This is a genomic window from Leisingera sp. S2M4 (assembly GCF_055398055.1).
Map to the genome: position 1 here is coordinate 107,744 of NZ_AP040861.1, position 17,751 is coordinate 125,494.

At 60.8% G+C, this 17,751-nt stretch carries 19 protein-coding genes; 6 read left to right on the top strand and 13 right to left on the bottom strand.

Annotated elements, in window-relative coordinates; translation table 11 throughout:
* Nucleotides 1–83 precede the first annotated feature (83 nt).
* The 4 genes from ACZ52D_RS00580 to ACZ52D_RS00595 form a co-directional block, all read right to left on the bottom strand.
* Nucleotides 84–1,001 carry an ABC transporter permease gene (locus ACZ52D_RS00580; RefSeq protein ID WP_222453716.1) on the bottom strand — a complete coding sequence of 306 codons (918 nt, stop codon included), beginning with the start codon at nt 999–1,001 and terminating at the stop codon, nt 84–86.
* A 57-nt stretch (nt 1,002–1,058) separates the two neighbouring features.
* Entirely contained in the window at nt 1,059–1,898 is an 840-nt protein-coding gene (locus ACZ52D_RS00585; RefSeq protein WP_464442135.1) for an ABC transporter ATP-binding protein, read from the bottom strand.
* 60 nt (nt 1,899–1,958) lie between these two features.
* A complete protein-coding gene (gene hydA / locus ACZ52D_RS00590; protein WP_369926463.1) occupies nt 1,959–3,413 on the bottom strand; it encodes a dihydropyrimidinase in 1,455 nt (484 codons plus the stop codon).
* A gap of 133 nt (nt 3,414–3,546) precedes the next feature.
* Entirely contained in the window at nt 3,547–4,797 is a 1,251-nt protein-coding gene (locus tag ACZ52D_RS00595; protein ID WP_464442137.1) for a Zn-dependent hydrolase, read from the bottom strand.
* Nucleotides 4,798–5,079: 282 nt separating this feature from the next.
* Here ACZ52D_RS00595 and ACZ52D_RS00600 point away from each other — a divergent pair, with 282 nt between their 5' ends.
* Entirely contained in the window at nt 5,080–5,694 is a 615-nt protein-coding gene (locus tag ACZ52D_RS00600; RefSeq protein ID WP_464442139.1) for a TetR family transcriptional regulator C-terminal domain-containing protein, read from the top strand.
* Nucleotides 5,695–5,878: 184 nt separating this feature from the next.
* Here the strand turns inward: ACZ52D_RS00600 and preA are convergent, their stop codons facing one another.
* The 7 genes from preA to ACZ52D_RS00635 form a co-directional block, all read right to left on the bottom strand.
* Nucleotides 5,879–7,183 (bottom strand): NAD-dependent dihydropyrimidine dehydrogenase subunit PreA, encoded by a 1,305-nt coding sequence (gene preA / locus ACZ52D_RS00605; RefSeq protein ID WP_464442140.1) that lies wholly within the window; start codon nt 7,181–7,183, stop codon nt 5,879–5,881.
* A 55-nt stretch (nt 7,184–7,238) separates the two neighbouring features.
* Nucleotides 7,239–8,573, bottom strand: coding sequence for an NAD(P)-dependent oxidoreductase (locus ACZ52D_RS00610; RefSeq protein ID WP_464442141.1), 1,335 nt, complete (start codon nt 8,571–8,573; stop codon nt 7,239–7,241).
* A gap of 173 nt (nt 8,574–8,746) precedes the next feature.
* Nucleotides 8,747–9,145: a RidA family protein gene (locus ACZ52D_RS00615; RefSeq protein WP_417475167.1), complete on the bottom strand. Its 399-nt coding sequence runs from the start codon at nt 9,143–9,145 to the stop codon at nt 8,747–8,749.
* A 108-nt stretch (nt 9,146–9,253) separates the two neighbouring features.
* Complete coding sequence (locus ACZ52D_RS00620; RefSeq protein ID WP_464442142.1) at nt 9,254–9,991, bottom strand: SDR family oxidoreductase; 738 nt, start codon at nt 9,989–9,991, stop codon at nt 9,254–9,256.
* Nucleotides 9,988–11,316 carry an FAD-binding oxidoreductase gene (locus ACZ52D_RS00625; RefSeq protein WP_464442144.1) on the bottom strand — a complete coding sequence of 443 codons (1,329 nt, stop codon included), beginning with the start codon at nt 11,314–11,316 and terminating at the stop codon, nt 9,988–9,990. Before ACZ52D_RS00625 ends, ACZ52D_RS00620 begins: the two co-directional genes overlap by 4 nt.
* Nucleotides 11,313–11,735 carry a GtrA family protein gene (locus ACZ52D_RS00630; protein WP_464442146.1) on the bottom strand — a complete coding sequence of 141 codons (423 nt, stop codon included), beginning with the start codon at nt 11,733–11,735 and terminating at the stop codon, nt 11,313–11,315. Before ACZ52D_RS00630 ends, ACZ52D_RS00625 begins: the two co-directional genes overlap by 4 nt.
* Nucleotides 11,732–13,141 (bottom strand): UbiA family prenyltransferase, encoded by a 1,410-nt coding sequence (locus tag ACZ52D_RS00635; RefSeq protein ID WP_464442148.1) that lies wholly within the window; start codon nt 13,139–13,141, stop codon nt 11,732–11,734. The genes ACZ52D_RS00630 and ACZ52D_RS00635 overlap by 4 nt, the downstream gene beginning before the upstream one ends.
* A gap of 238 nt (nt 13,142–13,379) precedes the next feature.
* Between ACZ52D_RS00635 and ACZ52D_RS00640 the strand changes: the two genes are divergently transcribed.
* A complete protein-coding gene (locus tag ACZ52D_RS00640; RefSeq protein WP_464442149.1) occupies nt 13,380–14,744 on the top strand; it encodes a hypothetical protein in 1,365 nt (454 codons plus the stop codon).
* 76 nt (nt 14,745–14,820) lie between these two features.
* On the opposite strand, the gene ACZ52D_RS00645 is transcribed toward ACZ52D_RS00640, so the two are convergent.
* The gene (locus tag ACZ52D_RS00645) at nt 14,821–15,084 is read right to left on the bottom strand and encodes a DUF2312 domain-containing protein (RefSeq protein ID WP_222453729.1); all 264 of its coding nucleotides are present in this window, start codon (nt 15,082–15,084) and stop codon (nt 14,821–14,823) included.
* A gap of 197 nt (nt 15,085–15,281) precedes the next feature.
* Here ACZ52D_RS00645 and ACZ52D_RS00650 point away from each other — a divergent pair, with 197 nt between their 5' ends.
* Complete coding sequence (locus ACZ52D_RS00650) at nt 15,282–15,500, top strand: hypothetical protein (protein ID WP_222453730.1); 219 nt, start codon at nt 15,282–15,284, stop codon at nt 15,498–15,500.
* A gap of 85 nt (nt 15,501–15,585) precedes the next feature.
* On the opposite strand, the gene ACZ52D_RS00655 is transcribed toward ACZ52D_RS00650, so the two are convergent.
* Nucleotides 15,586–15,801, bottom strand: a complete 216-nt coding sequence (locus ACZ52D_RS00655) for a hypothetical protein (RefSeq protein WP_222453731.1) — start codon at nt 15,799–15,801, stop codon at nt 15,586–15,588.
* 251 nt (nt 15,802–16,052) lie between these two features.
* Between ACZ52D_RS00655 and ACZ52D_RS00660 the strand changes: the two genes are divergently transcribed.
* The 3 genes from ACZ52D_RS00660 to ACZ52D_RS00670 all read left to right on the top strand — a co-directional run bounded on the left by ACZ52D_RS00660 (nt 16,053) and on the right by ACZ52D_RS00670 (nt 17,711).
* Complete coding sequence (locus tag ACZ52D_RS00660; RefSeq protein ID WP_464442151.1) at nt 16,053–16,916, top strand: MBL fold metallo-hydrolase; 864 nt, start codon at nt 16,053–16,055, stop codon at nt 16,914–16,916.
* Between the two features lie 22 nt (nt 16,917–16,938).
* Nucleotides 16,939–17,061, top strand: a complete 123-nt coding sequence (locus ACZ52D_RS00665) for a hypothetical protein (RefSeq protein WP_464442152.1) — start codon at nt 16,939–16,941, stop codon at nt 17,059–17,061.
* A gap of 224 nt (nt 17,062–17,285) precedes the next feature.
* A complete protein-coding gene (locus tag ACZ52D_RS00670; RefSeq protein ID WP_464442153.1) occupies nt 17,286–17,711 on the top strand; it encodes a protein tyrosine phosphatase family protein in 426 nt (141 codons plus the stop codon).
* Nucleotides 17,712–17,751 lie beyond the last annotated feature (40 nt).

Genomic DNA, 17,751 nt, shown 5'->3' on the forward strand with positions numbered 1-17,751 from the left:
CGCACCGCCTTTCTGCCTCTTGCCGAGATACCCCTGGGTGGGTCGCACAATTGCGAGGCCGAAGCCCTCAATTAAATGGTCGATCATGCGCTGACCCCCATGCGTTTCAGAACCAGCCGTTCAATCAGCCCCAAAAGCGCCACCAGCAGCGCCGCCAGGATCGCCGCCGCAAACAGCGCCGACCAGATCTGCACGGTCTGCCCGTAATAGCTGCCCGCCAATAGCCGCGCGCCCAGACCAGACACCGCCCCTGTCGGCAGCTCGCCCACGATGGCCCCCACCAGCGACGCTGCGATGCCGATCTTGAGCGAGGCAAACAGATAGGGCATCGATGACGGCAACCGCAGCTTCCAGAACCCCTGCGATGTGCTGGCGTTATAGGTTTTCAGCAGGTCCAGCTGCATCGCGTCCGGCGCGCGCAGCCCCTTGACCATGCCGACAACCACCGGAAAGAAGCTGAGATAGGCTGAGATCACCGCCTTTGGGATGATCCCCTGCACGCCGATGGAATAGAGCACCACGATGATCATCGGCGCCAGTGCGATGATGGGGATGGTCTGGCTGACAATCGCCCAGGGCATCACCGACATGTCCATGACGCGGCTGTGCACGATCCCCACCGCCAGCAGGATCCCGAGGCCCGTACCAATGGCAAAACCAAGAAGCGTCGCCGACAACGTCACCTGCCCGTGGTAGATCAGGCTGCGTTTCGAGGTGATCTTCTTCTCGACCGTGGTCTGCCACAGCTCAACCGCGACCTGGTGCGGCGCAGGCAGGCGCGGTCGTTCCTGCACCCAGGTATCCCCGATGGCAAAGCTGTTGTTCGCCACCAGCCCCATCGTGCCCAGATCGCGGCGCGCTTTGGGGGTTGCGGGCGTCACCTCGGCCCCGGCGCGTTCGGCCTGGTCCAGCACGCCCTTGATGTTCATTGGTACGCAGGCCGCGTACCACAGCGCAATGATCGCGGCGAGCACGGTCAGGACGGCAAAAAACGTCTTCATGCCCACGCCCCCCGCAGCCCGTCGGCGGCAAACGCGGAGCGGCCGGAGATTCCAAGTTCAGTCATCGGCATGCCCCGCCCGCAGGCCTTCCCGCACCCGGTGGGCAATCTCGATGAACTCCGGACTGTCGCGGATGTCCAGCGGGCGCTCTTTGGGCAGGGTGCTGTCGATCACGTCGTGGATGCGGCCGGGCCGCGGCGACATGACGACGATCTTGGTCGAAAGATACACCGCCTCGGGGATCGAGTGGGTGACGAAACCGATGGTCTTGTTGGTGCGCGCCCAGAGCTTCAAGAGCTGCTCGTTCAGGTGATCGCGCACGATCTCGTCCAGCGCCCCGAAAGGCTCATCCATCAGCAGGATATCGGCGTCGAATGCGAGCGCCCGCGCAATGCTCGCCCGCTGCTGCATTCCGCCGGACAGCTGCCAGGGAAATTTGCCGCCAAAGCCTGACAATTCAACCAGTTCCAGCACGTCTTTCACGCGCCTTTCCTGCTCGGCCTTGGAGTATCCCATGATCTCAAGCGGCAGTTTGATGTTCTTGGAAATCGTCCGCCAGGGGTACAGCCCCGCGGCCTGAAACACATAACCATAGGCGCGATTGCGCCGTGCCTCATCCGGCGTCATGCCATTGACGGTCAGCGAGCCACCTGTCGGGGTTTCCAGCGCCGCGATGCAACGCAGAAAGGTGGTCTTGCCGCAGCCTGACGGCCCGATAAAGGAGACGAAGTCACCTTTGTTGATGTCCAGGCTCACATCTTTCAGCGCATGCACCGCGCCTTCACCGGATCCGAACGTCAGGTCCAGATTGCGCGCGGCGATCACTGGCGCGCCAAGGCTGGCATGGGGGGCGGCACTTGCGGGCCGGAGGGCCTCGGGTGGAGTTTCCATGTTCATTTCTTCGCCTTGAGTTCCAAAAGGAAAACGGGCCGCCCCGTAGGGCAGCCCGTTCCTGATTTACACGCCTGTCGCCGGAATGCCGCTGCGCTCTACCGGGCGCGGCGCTGTCAGTTCCTTCCAGGTCGACAGCGCCTTGTTCACCGTGGTGTTGGCCTCGCGGGCGACAAACTTGCCATGGCCCTCCTGGCACTTGATCTCGCCGTCGTCGACTGCCACCTGGCCGCGGGTTAGCGTATAGCGCGGCAGGCCCTTGACCTTCTGCCCCTCAAAAACGTTGTAGTCGATCGCAGACTGCTGGCTGGCGGCAGAGATGGTCTTGGTCTTGGCCGGATCCCAGACCACCAGGTCGGCATCCGCGCCGACAAGGACCGCACCCTTCTTGGGATAGCAGTTCAGGATCTTGGCGATATTGGTCGAGGTCACCGCGACAAATTCATTCGGCGTCAGCCGCCCAGTCTCCACGCCATGGGTCCACAGCATCGGCATCCGGTCCTCCAGCCCGCCGGTGCCATTCGGGATCTTGGTGAAATCGCCGACGCCATAGCGTTTCTGCTCGGTCGTGAAGGCGCAATGGTCCGTGGCCACCACCGACAAGGAGCCCGATTGCAGACCGGCCCACAGGGAGTCCTGATGCTGCTTGTTGCGGAACGGCGGCGACATCACCCGGCGGGCGGCGTGATCCCAGTCCTTGTTGAAGTACTCGCTTTCATCCAGCGTCAGATGCTGGATCAGCGGCTCGCCCCAGACACGTTTGCCCTGCATCCGGGCGCGGCGGATGGCCTCGTGGCTGTCCTCGCAGGAGGTATGCACCACATACAGCGGCACACCCGCCATATCCGCGATCATGATGGCGCGGTTGGTCGCCTCGCCCTCCACCTGCGGCGGGCGGGAATAGGCATGCGCCTCGGGGCCGGTGTTGCCCGCCGCCAACAGCTTGGCCGACAGCTCCGCCACCACATCACCGTTCTCGGCATGTACCATTGCAATGCCGCCCAGCTCCGCCAGCCGCTGGAACGACGCATAAAGCTCGTCATCATTCACCATCAACGCGCCCTTGTAGGCCATGAAGTGCTTGAAGGTATTGATGCCGCGCTCCTCGATCACGGTCTTCATGTCGTCAAAGACCTGCTCACCCCACCAGGTGACAGCCATGTGAAAGGAATAGTCGCAGTTGGCGCGGGTCGACTTGTTGTCCCAGCGCTTCAGCGCGTCCAGCAGGCTTTCGCCCGGATTGGGCAGCGCAAAGTCCACCACCATGGTGGTGCCGCCCGCCAGCCCCGCCCGGGTGCCGCTCTCGAAATCATCCGAGCTGTAGGTGCCCATGAAGGGCATCTCCAGATGGGTATGCGGATCGATCCCACCCGGCATCACGTAACAGCCGGTGGCATCCAGCTCCTCGTCCCCTTTCAGGTTCGGACCAATCTGGGTAATGACACCGTTCTCGATCAGAACATCGGCCTTGTAGGTCAGGTCCGCGGTCACGATGGTGCCGTTTCGGATGACTGTGCTCATGGTTTATTCTCCCTGGAACGGAGCGCTTTTTCGCGCTTTCCTTATCTCTTCCGCCGTCTGACGCGGCATTCTTTCATCTTTCCCGAAATACTCCGGGGGAGCGGCCCAACGGGCCGCGGGGGCAGCGCCCCCCCTATTCGACGATCTGCGCTGTCTCGACCACCGCGTGGAACAGCACGTTGGCACCGGCCTCCGCCCACTCCTTGCTGATTTCCTCCGCCTCATTGTGGCTGAGGCCATCCACACAGGGGCACATCACCATCGCCGTTGGCGCGACCCGGTTGATCCAGCAGGCGTCGTGACCCGCACCGGAAATGATGTCGAGATGCGAATAGCCCAGCCGCTGCGCCGCATTGCGCACCGCACTGACGCAGCCCTCGTCAAAGGCGACCGGGTCAAAACCACCGACCTTTTCAAAGGCGATCTCCACCCCCATCGCCTCCGCGATCTCGGTGCCTTTCTCGCGCAACCGGTTCTCCATATCAGTAATCACGCCGAGCTCCGGGCTACGGAAGTCGACGGTAAAGACGACCTTGCCCGGGATCACGTTCCGCGAATTCGGGTAGACATCGATGTGACCAGCCGCCCCCACCGCATGCGGCGCATGAGACCACGCGATTTTGTCAACTTCCTCCAGAATCCGCGCCATTGCCAAACCGGCATTCCGCCGCATCGGCATCGGGGTCGACCCAGTATGGGCATCCTTTCCGGTAATCGTCACCTGCGTCCAGCTCAGCCCCTGGCCATGGGTGACGACACCAATGTCCTTGCCTTCCGCCTCCAGGATCGGTCCCTGCTCGATGTGCAACTCGAAAAAGGCGTGCATCTTGCGGGCCCCGGTTTCCTCCTCACCGCGCCAGCCTATGCGCTTCAGCTCATCGCCGAATTTCTTGCCTTCGGCATCCTGCCGGTCGTAGGCCCAGTCCTGCGTGTGCACGCCCGCGAACACCCCCGAGGACAGCATGGCCGGCGCAAAACGTGTTCCCTCCTCGTTGGTGAAATTGGTCACCACGATCGGATGTTTTGTCTTGATGTTCATGTCATTGAGCGACCGGATCAGTTCCAGCCCACCCAAAACGCCCAGGACACCGTCATATTTGCCACCCGTCGGCTGGGTATCCAGGTGCGAGCCGACGTAGACCGGAAGCGCGTCCGGGTCCGTTCCCTCGCGCCGCGCGAACATGTTGCCCATCTGATCCAAGCCCATGGAGCACCCTGCCTCCTCGCACCATTTCTGGAACAGGGCGCGACCCTCGGCATCGGCATCGGTCAGCGTCTGGCGGTTGTTTCCGCCCGCTACACCGGGACCAATTTTGGCCATCTCCATCAGGCTGTCCCACAGCCTGTCGCCATTGATCTTCAGATTTTGTCCAAGCGACGTCATCACGAGCTTCCTTCCCTGTGGGCCTGTCGTTACAGGCTCGCCTCGGATTATGGTTCCGAGTTCGGTGGCTTCGCGGCGCTGGTCACGTGCGTGCCAGCCTGTGCCGGACCGGTTTTTGTTCCGGTCATTGATTTGACCAACTGGTCAAACTCACGCTATCACGGGACGGGTATCAGTCAAGAAATTGACGCATAGCCCCGGAAAAAACCGCGCTGCCCCCAAAAAACAGGCGTTGAATCGTGCAGTCGCACACTGGGACGGCGACAACAGACGAGGACGACCATGCCCGCACCCCGCGCGCCGACCCGGATTCAGCGAAAGAATCGAGCGACCATTCTCGAAGCCGCCCTGGATGTGTTCTCACGCAGCGGCTTTCGCGGATCGACCGTCGATCAGATCGCCAAGGCGGCGGGGCTCTCCAAGCCGAACCTTCTGTATTACTTTCCCTCCAAGGAAGCCATTTTCAACGAATTGATGGCCGGGCTGATGGACAGCTGGCTGGATCCGCTGCGGCGTCTGGATGCAGACGGTGACCCGCTTGAGGAAATCCTCGCCTATGTTCAGCGCAAGCTTCAGATGAGCCGGGATTTTCCGCGGGAAAGCCGTCTTTATGCAAATGAGATCGTGCAAGGAGCGCCGCGCCTGCATGGGGTCATCGCGGGCGAGTTGAAGGATCTGGTGGAGGAGAAGACCGCGTTGCTGCAAAGCTGGATGGACGACGGTCGCATCAATCATGCGCATCCCAAGCACCTGCTGTTCTCGATCTGGTCGTTGACGCAGCATTATGCCGACTTCGACGCACAGGTGCGGCTTCTGATGGGCGACGAAGACCCCTTCAATGCCGCCCCGGATTACCTGGAAACACTTTATCGGCGGATGCTTACACCCCAAAGCTAACCCAATCTCCACCCCTACGTCGGCACCCCTCAGTAGGATGCCACCGCTCCCTTAACGGCGTTGGGCCCGGCACCGCGCCTTCGCGGTGCCGGGCCCAACGGGAGGAGCATCTCCTGAACAGGAGATCGACGACGGGCGGGAGCGCCGCCGGATCTCGCTGAACCTCACGCCAAACCTCGGCAAACTACTCCGCTGCAGTGGCTGAGGGGTTGTTGGGATGCGTGGTCCAGTTGGCGTATTCACCCGAGACGACCTGCCCTGTGCGCTCGTCAACCTGGCCGGCAGGCACTTCCTCCATCGTGATGCAGCCCTCGACCGGGCAGACGTTCACGCACAGATTGCACGCCACGCATTCGTCGTCCTTCACCGTGAACACCCGGTCCTCGCCCATCGCGATCGCCTGATGCGAAGTGTCCTCGCAGGCGGCGTAGCAGCGACCACACTTGATGCAGTCGTCCTGGCTGATCCGCGCCTTGGTGACGTAGTTCAGATCCAGATACTGCCAGTCGGTCACATTCGGCACCGCCATGCCGATGAAGTCCTGGGTGGAGGTGTACCCTTTTTCATCCATCCAGTTCGACAGCCCCGAGATCATCTCCTGAACGACTTTGAACCCATAGGTCATAGCCGCGGTGCAGACCTGCACGTTGCCTGCCCCCATTGCCATGAATTCAGCCGCGTCACGCCAGGTGGTCACCCCACCGATGGCAGAGATCGGCAGGCCGCGGGTCTGCGGGTCTCGCGCGATTTCCGCCACCATGTTCAGCGCGATGGGCTTCACCGCCGGACCACAATAACCGCCGTGGGTGCCCTTGCCGCCGATGGTCGGCTCCGGTGCCATATTGTCCAGATCGACCGAGGTGATCGAATTGATCGTGTTGATCAGGCTCACAGCGTCGGCGTGGCCAGCATGTGCCGCGCGCGCCGGGTGGCGAATGTCGGTGATGTTCGGCGTCAGTTTCACGATCACCGGCTTGGAGTAATACTTCTTGCACCACTCGGTGACCATCTGGATGTATTCCGGCACCTGCCCCACGGCCGAGCCCATGCCGCGCTCGGCCATGCCGTGCGGGCAGCCGAAGTTCAGCTCGATCCCGTCGGCGCCGGTGGCCTCGACCTGCGGCAGGATGTCCTTCCAGGCCTGCTCCTCGCAGGGCACCATGATCGACACGATCACGGCGCGGTCCGGGTAGTCTTTCTTGACCCGGGTGATTTCCTCGAGGTTGGTCTGCAAGGGGCGGTCGGTGATCAACTCGATGTTGTTCAGCCCCAGCAGGCGGCGGTCGGCACCCCAGATCGCACCATAACGCGGACCGTTCACGTTGACGACCGGTGGACCTTCCGCGCCCAGCGTTTTCCAGACCACGCCGCCCCAGCCGGCCTCGAAGGCGCGACGGACGTTATACTCCTTGTCGGTGGGCGGCGCCGAGGCCAGCCAGAACGGGTTCGGGGACTTGATCCCAAGGAATTCTGTTGTCAGATCAGCCATTTGATCTCTCCTCTTAAGGCGAGCTTGGGTGCAGAACGTCCGCACCCGAGCTGGCTCAGCCCATCAGGCTGGAGTGAATGTCCATCGCCGCATCGCGCCCTTCGGCAACGGCCGTTACGGTCAGGTCCTCGCCGCCCGAGGCACAGTCGCCCCCGGCCCAGACCCCCGCGACCGAGGTGCGCCCGTTGGCATCAACCTTGATCTTGCCACCTTCAAGCGCGATCGCTTCCGGTTGGCCTTGCAACGTTTGACCGATCGCCTTGAACACCTGGTCGGCAACAAGCCGAAACCGTTCGCTGGTTCCCGTCACTTTGCCGCCTGAGACCTCGGTATATTCCAGTTCGATCTCGGACACGGCCCCGTCGCCATGGATCGCCACCGGCATCACGTTGAACATGAGCTTCACCCCCTTGGAGGCGGCGAGGTCCTGTTCAAATCGGCTTGCGCCCATCTCTTCGCGGCTGCGTCGATAGGCGATGGTGACGTTCTCCGCGCCCAGGAGTTTTGACTGCACGGCGGCATCGACCGCCGTCATCCCACCACCGATGACCACCACATTGCGCCCCACCGGCAAGGTGGTCAGGTCATCCGTCTGGCGCAGATCGGCGATGAATTCCACCGCGTCGCGCACCCCTTTCAGGTCTTCCCCCACGGCCCGAAGCGTGTTCACGCCCGCCAGACCGATCGACAGGAATACCGCGTCAAACTGCTCCTTCAATTCATCCAGCGAGATTTGCGCGCCAAGCTTCTGGCCATATTGCATAGTGATGCCGCCGATCTGCAGCAACCAGTCAACCTCGCGCTGCGCGAAATCATCGGTGGCCTTGTAGGCCGCGATTCCGAATTCATTCAGACCGCCCGGCTTTTCCCGCGCATCATACACTTGCACGTCATGCCCCAGCATGGCCAAACGATGCGCAGCCGCAAGTCCCGCTGGCCCGGCTCCGACCACGGCGATCCGCATTCCTGTCGCCTCTGCACGAGTAAATGGATGCTCGTTCTTTTCCATCACCCTGTCGGTTGCGTAGCGTTGCAGGCGCCCGATCTCGACGGGCTTTCCTTCGGCAGCCTCCCGCACGCAGGCCTCTTCACACAGGGTTTCGGTAGGGCAGACGCGGGCGCACATACCGCCGAGGATGTTCTGATCAAGAATGGTCTTGGCAGCGCTTTCGGGATGCCCGGCCTGAATCTCGCGGATGAACTGCGGAATGTCGATGCTGGTCGGACAGGCCGTCATGCAGGGCGCATCAAAACAGAAGTAACAGCGATCGGCCGCCACGGCAGCCTCATGCGCGTCGAACGGGGGATGCAGATCCGAGAAGTTTTCGGCAATTCCAGCCGCGTCCAAGCGCGCGGCCTGAATTCCGGATGCCTGATGGCTGGTCGCCATTGGGTGTCTCCCTGTTTTTATGTTTTCTTGCCCTCCAGAGTGCCACAGTTCGGTTTTTTATCAACTGGTAAAATTTTCTGCGGCTGCACAAAAAATGGCCGCCCTCAAAGGGCGGCCCGCAACAAGCTGAAACAATTGTATTTTTAAAGATCATTCGCCCGCGGCGCCGTGCCTCAGTTGGGCAGCACTGCGGTCGCTTCGATCTCGATCTTGGCTTCGTCTTCGACCAAGGCAGACACAACCACCATGGTCATGGCCGGAAAATGGTACCCCATAACCTCCCGGTACGCCTTGCCGACCTCGGCCTGATTGGCCAGATATTCCGCTTTGTCGGTGACATACCAGGTCAGTCGCGTGATATCCTCGGCGCGACCGCCAGCGGTTTCGACCACCTCAAGAATGTTGCGCAGCGCCTGGCTCATCTGGCCGATGAAATCCTGCGCTTCGAAAACCTGATCGGCGGTCCAACCGATCTGCCCCCCCACAAACAGCAGACGGCCCTCGGCCACCATGCCATTTGCATAACCTTTGGCGGGTTTCCATCCTTCGGGATGCACGCTGATAGCCGGCATGACGGGATTCCTTCCTTGCAACTGGTCCTAGACAGGTTGCTGGCGACCATAGCGGAGGAGCGGAATTTATTTCAAGCTTAAAACTTTGTATCCCTGCCCGCCTCGCGCTCAAAGCTTGAGTTTCTTGAACACTGGTTCCGGGATGTTGCGGATGACCGCCATCACCAGCTGCCAGATCGGCCGAACATAGATGATATTTCGGCGCTTGCGTGTCGCCCTGACAATGGCGCTCGCGACTTCTTGGGGCTGGGCGGTCAACTTCGCGGGCAGGTCCATGCCTTCGGTCATCCGGGTGGCAACGAACCCCGGCAGTACCGTCACCACATGCACCCCCGCCCCAGCCAACCGGTTGCGCAGACCGGAGAGAAAGGCGGTAAACCCCGCCTTGGCGCTACCGTAGATATAGTTTATTGCCCGTCCGCGCTCTCCGGCCACAGAGCTGATGCCCACCAACACACCGCTGCCACGTTCCGCAAAACGGTTGGCAAGATGAGCGAGGATACTGGCCGGGCCTTCGAAATTGCTCCGTAGAACCTCGGTGGCGACCATTGGCTTTGCCTCGCTGGCGGACTGCTCTCCCATAAGTCCCACAGCACAGACCGCGATCCCCGGAAGTTGCGGCAAGCTATCGATGAACCCGGCATGATCTGCGAGCGCAAGCGCATCGAACTCATGCAGGGTTACGCTTTGCCCATACCGCAATTCCAGATCGTTTTTCTCCGCCGACAATCCATTCGCATTGCGAGCGGCCAGTTGCACCGGATAACCTTCAGCAGCAAAGGCATGCGCGACGGCAAGGCCGATGTCTGAACGCGCCCCGAGGATCAGGACCGGGAGTTTCGTCATAGCGATAACCTTTGCGACTGGGCGGAACGAAACCGGCCGCTCAGCCCGCCCGCCTGCCTCATTTCCTTGAACGCCTCGACACGTGAATCCGACTGGCGCAACACATCCGCAGACATTCGACTGTCTTTGGCCAAATAAAAACGACCGCCGTGGGCCAGAGTGATCCGGTCGAGTCTTTCCATCAGCGCAAGGCTGCGGCGGCTGACCGGGAAATCAAGCGCCAACGTGTAGCCCTCCATCGGAAAGGAGAACGGCCCCGCGCCCGGGCCCAACCGTTTGAGCACCGCCAGGAATGAACCCTGCCCGGCGCTTGAGGTTTCCTCCAGCAGTGCCCGCAGGCCGTTCGTCGCCTGATCCGGCGGCAGCACGCATTGAAACTGCATGAACCCCTTGCGTCCGTAAATCCGGTTCCAGCCCAACAGCGCATCCAGCGGAAAGAAGTAGCTGTCGCAATCAGCGATCTGAAATCCTGCCCGCCGTTGCCCGGCCCAATAGTACGCGGCGTTAAAGGCCCTTACGCTGTAGCGGTTCAAAAGGAAGGACGGAAATGGCCGCGGCAGAGGTCGGCCGCGCACCCGACGCGCCGTTAAGGGCTGCGCCGCTTGCTGGGGCGGCAATTCCGCTGGGGTTGCGTGTTCGCCCAACATCACGACCGACCGCCCCAATTGCGCACCTCTGGCAAGACAGTCTATCCAGGCAACCGAATAGGAAGCGTCAACCGAACGCTCCAGGGCTTGCATTGCATCCCCGAGATCCACCGCAGGCAAGGTTTGCTGACGGATCCATGCCGAAGGCACCCGCCTCAGTCGAATTGCGGCGCGCAGAATGATCCCGGTCAGGCCCATGCCACCCGCTGTCCAGTCGAACATCTCACGGTTCTGTTCCGGTGAACAACGGCGAACCACTCCGTCCGCCCCGAGCACATCGATCCAGACCAGACAATTGCGGAAACTTCCATCGCGGTGGTGGTTCTTGCCATGCACATCGGCGGCGATAGCGCCGCCAAGCGTCACGAACTTCGTGCCCGGCACAACAAGCGGGAACCAGCCACGTGGCAAGAAAGCTGCGATAATGTCCCCCAGCAACACGCCGCTTTCCGCCTCCAGCAGGCCGGTATTCGCATCGAAAGCCAGCATCTTGTTGAAATGACGCATGTGCACGGTGGTTGGAACGCCAATGGCGCTGTCGCCATAGGCACGACCGTTGCCACGGGCGATCACCGACGGATTGCTGGCCAGCAGGTCAATAAGCAGATGCTCGCTCCGTGGCGCCAGCAAAGTCGTCTCTTTCACGGGGAAATTGCCCCAGCCTGCCAGATGTGTCACCGATCTGCCTCCGCCGCCGATCCGCTGAACACGTACTTGCGATCCAATTGGTATTTCGCGGCGTAACCGGCCGCGAGGCCAAGAATTGCCCCGGCCTCGCGAGCCGCATCGGTGCCCCAGGTCAGCCAGAACACTGTTTCAGTGATCCAGAACAGCGCCGTGGTCGCTACCCCCATCAGCGAATACAGAAAGAAGGTCCGCCCATGATGCGCAGCGCCGCGCCCCTGGTCCTGAAAAATCCAACGCCGGTCCAGATGGTATTTCACCACCAGACCGCAAAGCGTGCCGCAAGCCATCGCAAGCATGAGCATGCCTGAGCCCGTGCCCCATATCAGGACGACACGTTGCACAGCCAGATTGACGCCCGTCGATAGCACGGCAAAACTGACATACAGGAGCAAGAGCTTCTTAGCGGTCACAGCGCGCTGCTCCAGATCGCGAGCCCAAGTGTCAGAAGAAAGCACAGCTGACTGCCCCTGTCCCGCGCCGCGTACACCACCGGATCGTCCTGCATCTGGCCGCGATGCGCCAGCATAACGGTCTTGGTGATCCAATAGAGCAAGACCGCGCAGATCCCCCACAACCCCTGCGGCGTTGCATAGAGCGCTGCCACCGCGGGCGAATTCACATATAGTGCGAGCACCAGCACAGAAACATATCCCGACGCGATCGCAATCATCGAGATCATCGGAAGATCGTCGACATGATACCCCCGCCCACGCGCCGTGAGTTGTTTGCGGCGAGCGCTATCGACCAGCTCGGCCTGACGTTTGACCGCTGCGAGGGAAAAGAAAAAGAAGATCGAAAACGCCAGCAGCCAGACCGACAATTCGATCCCGGTGGCAGCACCGCCGGCGATGATACGAATAGTGTACAGCCCTGCCAGAAGGCAAATGTCCATCACGATGCGCCGCTTGAAGTACAGCGAGTAGGCTGTTGTCATAGAATAATAAAGCAAGACAACAAGCAGAAACGACACCCCCAACGGTGCCGCCGCAGCCAGCCCGGACGCAAACAACCCAGCCGCCATCCAGATCCCATGTTCGATGGGGATAGTCCCTGCGGCAAAAGGTCGGTGCCGCTTGCGCGGATGTGCCCGATCGGCCCCGAGATCAAGAAGATCATTCACCACGTAGACGCTGGAAGCGATCAGGCTGAAGCTCACGAAGGCCAGGAGCGCTTGCCCTACCGTCGGCACCTCAAGCTGATGCGCCGCCAGCATCGGCAGGAACACGAGGATATTCTTCAACCACTGGTGCGGCCGCATGGCGCGGGCATAAGCGCGCACTGTTGGCGCGCCTGTGGTCAGATGCTCAGTGCTGCGCGCCACGGCCTCGGACTTCTGGCGCAGCTTGGGGGCTGCATTCACCGTTATCGCCTTCTCCGCCACTTGCCACACCGGCAAATCCGCATAGGCGTCCCCCGCGTAGGAAAAGCCACCATCCCCAAAGCGTTTTTGCAAGAAGTCTGCCTTGATCGCGCCCTTCAAATTTCGCCCGTCACCCGTGCCGTGCACTTCGTCAAAAAGATTCAGGTGTGCAGCAATCCGTTCGGCAACGGCCTGGTCCGTGGCAGTAACCAGCACCGTCCGCCCCCCGCGATCGCGCCAAGCCTGCACGTAGGCGAGCACCTCGGCGTCATATGGCAAGGTGGTGACGTCCACGCGGCCGGTCTGGGCCAAATGCCGCTTCAGAGCAGCACGTCCCCGCAACAACGCATGCGCCGCGGTAAAAGGGCTTTTCCAGTTGCGCCCGAACGAGGACCAGAAAGTTTCATGCAGCATGTTGCTGCGCAAAAGGGTTCCGTCGAGGTCAACGGCGAGCACGCCGGGCTGACCGGCCTCAGGCGAAGGTTGTGTCGTCAAATCAGGTCAACCAAAGTATAAGCTCTTTCGGTGGATTGCTTCTACCAGCGCAGGTCAGGCCTGACTAGGCGCTCGCCCCCCCGTGCCCAGCCCACACCGACAAGTGTTGCGAACAAGCCCACTCGGTGTGGTCGCACGCGGCAGCCAATTCCATGGACGCGGACGATCAAGTATAAGACGCAAAAGACCGAGGACAGGCATGGCATTCGCGCAAATCGACACCTCCCGAAACTCTGCGGCCCTGCCGCGTGGCAGATTGATCCGTGAAACCCTGGTCGTCGTTTTTATCCTTGCAGCCCTTGTGACCAGCACCAGGCTGATGGCTGCATACGGACTCCAGATCCTGCCAGACCCCGTGCACCTGGAAACCGCTTACCAACACCTTTCAATTCGACAGCTCCACGACGACTTGTCAGGCGCTCTGCTAAACCTGCATTCCCAACCGCCTTTGTGGAACTTCTTCCTGGGGGTCGTTGCCAAGGCCTGTGCGGCTGAAGCGCCCTGCATGATCCAGCTGATCTGGCAGGTACATGTGGTGTTGACAGTCGCAACCGCGACGACGCTCTATGTCAGCTTGCGGCTACTCGCCTGCTCAATCATGATGGCGGTCCTTCTGGCCCTCAGCTATGCGCTGACGCCTGCGGCTTTCTACTACGAGAACTTCATCCAATATGCCCATGTTACGGCTGCGTTTTTCTCGTTTTCAAGTCTTGCTGCGCTGCTGCTGTTAAAAACCGGTAAAAGCCGCTACTTCGCGCTGTTCTGCGCGTTCCTAGCGATACTGTCGCTGATCTGGACCCTCTTTCATCCGATCTACATCCTGCTGGTCGGAGGGCTGCTGTTGGCCAAGGCCGGAGCAACGCCGCTGCGCGTGAGTATCCTTGCACTGACGCTGGCGGTTACCCTGCTTCCATCGGTGAAGAACAAGATGGTGTTTGGAATGTTCAGCTCTGGCAGTTGGCTGGGGCTGAACGTGTCCCAAGTCGCGCCGTCACCAGTCGAAGGCTGTTCCTTCAAGACCTTTGCCGAGACCCACGACCTGATCGGAGTACATATTGGCACCGCATTGAACGATCCGCGAATGATCCCCTATTCCAAGGATTGCCTGAAACGGTCCCTGGACGTGATCAGCGACCAGCCGCTGGCATATGTCAGCGGCGCTGTGGTGCGAACAGCAACCAGCCTGTCGCTCTGGCCGAACGAGTATCTGTTTCCACCGCTGAACTGGAATCGGTTTCCGAAAATCCCGGATACCTATCGTGAGCTGACCGCGGACAACTTGATCGTCATCCCGCCCAGCCTGTCGCGTTTCCTCACGCTGGCGCTCAATCTGTTCGCACTGATCGCGCTTGCCGAACTGGCGCGCCGCGCGCCGACCCAAGCACAGCGCGCGTTCTTTCAGGTGATGCTTCTATCCGTCGTGCTGTTTCTTGGCCTCGCACACGCGGTCAACGGTCCGGAACAGGAGCGCATGCGCTACACGCTGCATCCCTTGTTCTGGGGGCTCTATTCGGTGGTCGCTATCGAAGCTGTATCGCGACTGCGGCGTTGGTCAAAACGCTAGCAGTCGTCAATTCCGCACAAAGCCGGGCCCAGTTGAGGCCCGCCCGGCAATTAGCACCGGGCGAGCATCAGGCAGCTTACATGCCCAAGGCTTCTTTATACATTTCAAGTACCGCCTCTTCCTCGGCGATATCATTTTCATCGCGCTTGCGCAGGGCAATGATCTTGCGCAGCACCTTGGTGTCATAACCACGACCCTTGGCTTCTGCCATGACCTCTTTCTGCTGCTCGGCGATGGTTTTCTTTTCCTCATCCAGCCGCTCAAACCGTTCCACGAACTGGCGCAGTTCGCCGGCTGTCACGCGGTAGTTTTCGCTTTTCTCGTCTTCGGTCATATCCATCTGCGGCTCCGTCGGCACTTGCTGTCAGTTGCTGTCAGCGCAAGGGGATAGCGCCCCGCCCGCTGCGCCGCAAGCCGGCAAAGGCGTCGAGAGGGATTTCCCGCTCAGAACCGCATGGGCGTCTGGCAGGTGCAGCTGACTTGCGCTCCTGAGCAGGATCGGCTAGGCGCTGCGCGTCACGCGCAGGAGCAATAAACATGTTCGATTTCATCGTCTGGGCCGGAGCCGCATTGTCCATCGCCGGTTTGATTGGGCTGCTGTGGTGCATAATAAAAGTGGCCCGCGCGCGACGCCGCAGCTTGGATGACGAAGCCATGCGGGCCGTCGTCCAATCCGTGCTGCCTTACAACCTCGGCGCGTTGCTGCTGTCGGTCCTTGGCCTGATGCTGGTCATGGTCGGAATCTTCCTCGGCTGAGCATGCGTCAGCAAGACGTGATCAAAGCCAAGCGACCACGCGCAACCATCTGGTGGTACGACAGAAAATCTATGGGTGTCAGTGTTCAGACCGGGATGTTGTCGAACATTTCCTCGACAGCATCCTGAACCAGTGCAGCCTCCAGACGGCGCAAACGCCCTGGCACCGCGGCACCGTTCTGGCGCAAACGGTCGACGACCCGACTGAATTCGGGGCGCAGAGCCATGCGAACAGCCCCGTCGGCGCCGAGAATACTCGCCTCTAGCGACCGGGCGCGGTGCAACAGATCCTCGTTTGTCATGTTCAATCCTCCCTACCTGCAGGCAGTATGCCAGATTTTTGCGACAACAATGCAAAACTCGGGTAAAAACGCTCGCCGGTGATGTGAATTTGTGCAGGCTTGGGCGCAACTCGGCACGGTCTGCTGCGGGATGCAGCACGCAGACAACCGGCACCGTAAGTTTCTTCGCGGCGCAAAGGTCGTGCTTGAAACATATTCCCAAAATGATATATGAAGATCTACCCCACTTCAGGCACGAGGGAGCGCCGCCAATGACCCCCGAAGTTAAGGCCTTTTTTGATGAGGCCACCAACACGGTCTCTTACGTAGTAAAGGAACCGGAAGGCAGCGCCTGCGCCATCATCGACGCGGTTCTGGACTACGATCAGGCTGCCGGACGCACGGCCACCACATCGGCTGATGAAATCGTCGCCTGGGTCGAAGCGCGCGGATTGCAGACGCAATGGATCCTGGAGAGCCATGTCCATGCCGACCACCTGTCAGCCGCCCCCTACCTGCAAGAGCAACTCGGGGGCAAGATCGGGATCGGCGAGCAGATCACCGTTGTGCAGGACACCTTCGGCAAAGTCTTCAACGAAGGCACTCAATTCCAGCGCGATGGCAGCCAGTTCGACCTCCTGTTTCGCGAAGGCGATGTCTTCATGATCGGCCAGATGCGTGGTGAGGTTCTGCACACGCCGGGCCATACGCCCGCCTGCCTGACCTATGTGATCGGTGACGCCGCGTTTGTGGGCGATACGCTGTTCATGCCCGACTTTGGCACCGCCCGCTGCGACTTCCCCGGCGGTTCCTCGGCAGAGCTCTACCGCTCCATCCAGAAAATCCTCGCCCTGCCCGATGACACGCGGATTTTTGTCGGACACGATTACAAGGCGCCCGGCCGAAGCGATTACGCCTGGGAAACCACAGTCGGTGAGCAAAAGGCGCTGAACGTGCACATCGGGCAAGGTCGCAGCCTCGAGGAATTCGTGGAGATGCGCGATGCCCGCGATGCCACTCTGGGCATGCCGCGGCTGATCCTGCCCTCGCTGCAAGTCAACATGCGGGCAGGCCAGATGCCAGAACCCGACGAACAGGGCGACGTCTTTCTGAAAATCCCCATCAACAAAATCTGACACGATGGAGCCTGCCACGCAAATGGACTGGATCTGGGCGCTGGCTGGCGGGCTGGTGATCGGACTCGTCGGCCTGTTGGTCAGCTCTGGCACCAGGGTGCCAAACGACGGCACTTCCAGCCACAGCGTCTGCGGCCTTTCATGACTGTCGTGGCGGGGTATTGTTGCCACGATATTCGACATGCTGGCAGGTTTAGTGCCCCTCGCGGTTGCCCTCCTCCTCCGGGAGCTTGTCTGGTGGTGCGCTTGATCACGGCGATGGTTCCAAGGGGGGACGTTTTCTTTACCGCTATGGCCTGCGGCATGATTGTCGCCCAAGTCTTCAACCGGTATCTGGACCGGCAGCAAACAACCGCGTAAAGACACATCATGGAAGCACGTGAAATCACCCCCCGCTACTCGGTCTCGCCGCAGATCTCGGTCGAAGATCTGCCCGCAATTGTTGCCGCCGGTTTCAAAACGGTGATCTGCAATCGCCCGGATGAGGAAGTTCCCCCCAGCCATCACGCCGCAACCATCGGTGCCGCGGCCGAAGAACTGGGTCTGCACTTTGAAGTGCTGCCATTGACCCACCAGACGATGACGCCTGAGAACGTGGCGCGCCAGCGAGCGCTGTACGAGAACTGCGAAGGGCCGGTCCTGGCCTATTGTGCATCCGGCACTCGTTGTTCGGTGGTCTGGGCGCTGAGCCAGGCAAGTGATCTGCCGACGGAGGAAATTCTGTCGCGGACACAGGCTGCTGGCTATCAGCTTGACGGGCTGCGCCCAACGCTGGAGAGCCTAGCGAGCAGCTGACGTCAAATCACTGGCCTCGCCCTTTCGGCGCGGCCAGTTA

Excerpts from the sequence above, each read along its gene's own strand:
- ACZ52D_RS00580 (WP_222453716.1), bottom strand. The coding sequence starts at position 1,001 with ATGAAGACGTTTTTTGCCGTCCTGACCGTGCTCGCCGCGATCATTGCG.
- ACZ52D_RS00585 (WP_464442135.1), bottom strand. The coding sequence starts at position 1,898 with ATGAACATGGAAACTCCACCCGAGGCCCTCCGGCCCGCAAGTGCCGCC.
- hydA (WP_369926463.1), bottom strand. The coding sequence starts at position 3,413 with ATGAGCACAGTCATCCGAAACGGCACCATCGTGACCGCGGACCTGACC.
- ACZ52D_RS00595 (WP_464442137.1), bottom strand. The coding sequence starts at position 4,797 with ATGACGTCGCTTGGACAAAATCTGAAGATCAATGGCGACAGGCTGTGG.
- ACZ52D_RS00600 (WP_464442139.1), top strand. The coding sequence starts at position 5,080 with ATGCCCGCACCCCGCGCGCCGACCCGGATTCAGCGAAAGAATCGAGCG.
- preA (WP_464442140.1), bottom strand. The coding sequence starts at position 7,183 with ATGGCTGATCTGACAACAGAATTCCTTGGGATCAAGTCCCCGAACCCG.
- ACZ52D_RS00610 (WP_464442141.1), bottom strand. The coding sequence starts at position 8,573 with ATGGCGACCAGCCATCAGGCATCCGGAATTCAGGCCGCGCGCTTGGAC.
- ACZ52D_RS00615 (WP_417475167.1), bottom strand. The coding sequence starts at position 9,145 with ATGCCGGCTATCAGCGTGCATCCCGAAGGATGGAAACCCGCCAAAGGT.
- ACZ52D_RS00620 (WP_464442142.1), bottom strand. The coding sequence starts at position 9,991 with ATGACGAAACTCCCGGTCCTGATCCTCGGGGCGCGTTCAGACATCGGC.
- ACZ52D_RS00640 (WP_464442149.1), top strand. The coding sequence starts at position 13,380 with ATGGCATTCGCGCAAATCGACACCTCCCGAAACTCTGCGGCCCTGCCG.
- ACZ52D_RS00645 (WP_222453729.1), bottom strand. The coding sequence starts at position 15,084 with ATGGATATGACCGAAGACGAGAAAAGCGAAAACTACCGCGTGACAGCC.
- ACZ52D_RS00650 (WP_222453730.1), top strand. The coding sequence starts at position 15,282 with ATGTTCGATTTCATCGTCTGGGCCGGAGCCGCATTGTCCATCGCCGGT.
- ACZ52D_RS00655 (WP_222453731.1), bottom strand. The coding sequence starts at position 15,801 with ATGACAAACGAGGATCTGTTGCACCGCGCCCGGTCGCTAGAGGCGAGT.
- ACZ52D_RS00660 (WP_464442151.1), top strand. The coding sequence starts at position 16,053 with ATGACCCCCGAAGTTAAGGCCTTTTTTGATGAGGCCACCAACACGGTC.
- ACZ52D_RS00665 (WP_464442152.1), top strand. The coding sequence starts at position 16,939 with ATGGACTGGATCTGGGCGCTGGCTGGCGGGCTGGTGATCGGACTCGTC.
- ACZ52D_RS00670 (WP_464442153.1), top strand. The coding sequence starts at position 17,286 with ATGGAAGCACGTGAAATCACCCCCCGCTACTCGGTCTCGCCGCAGATC.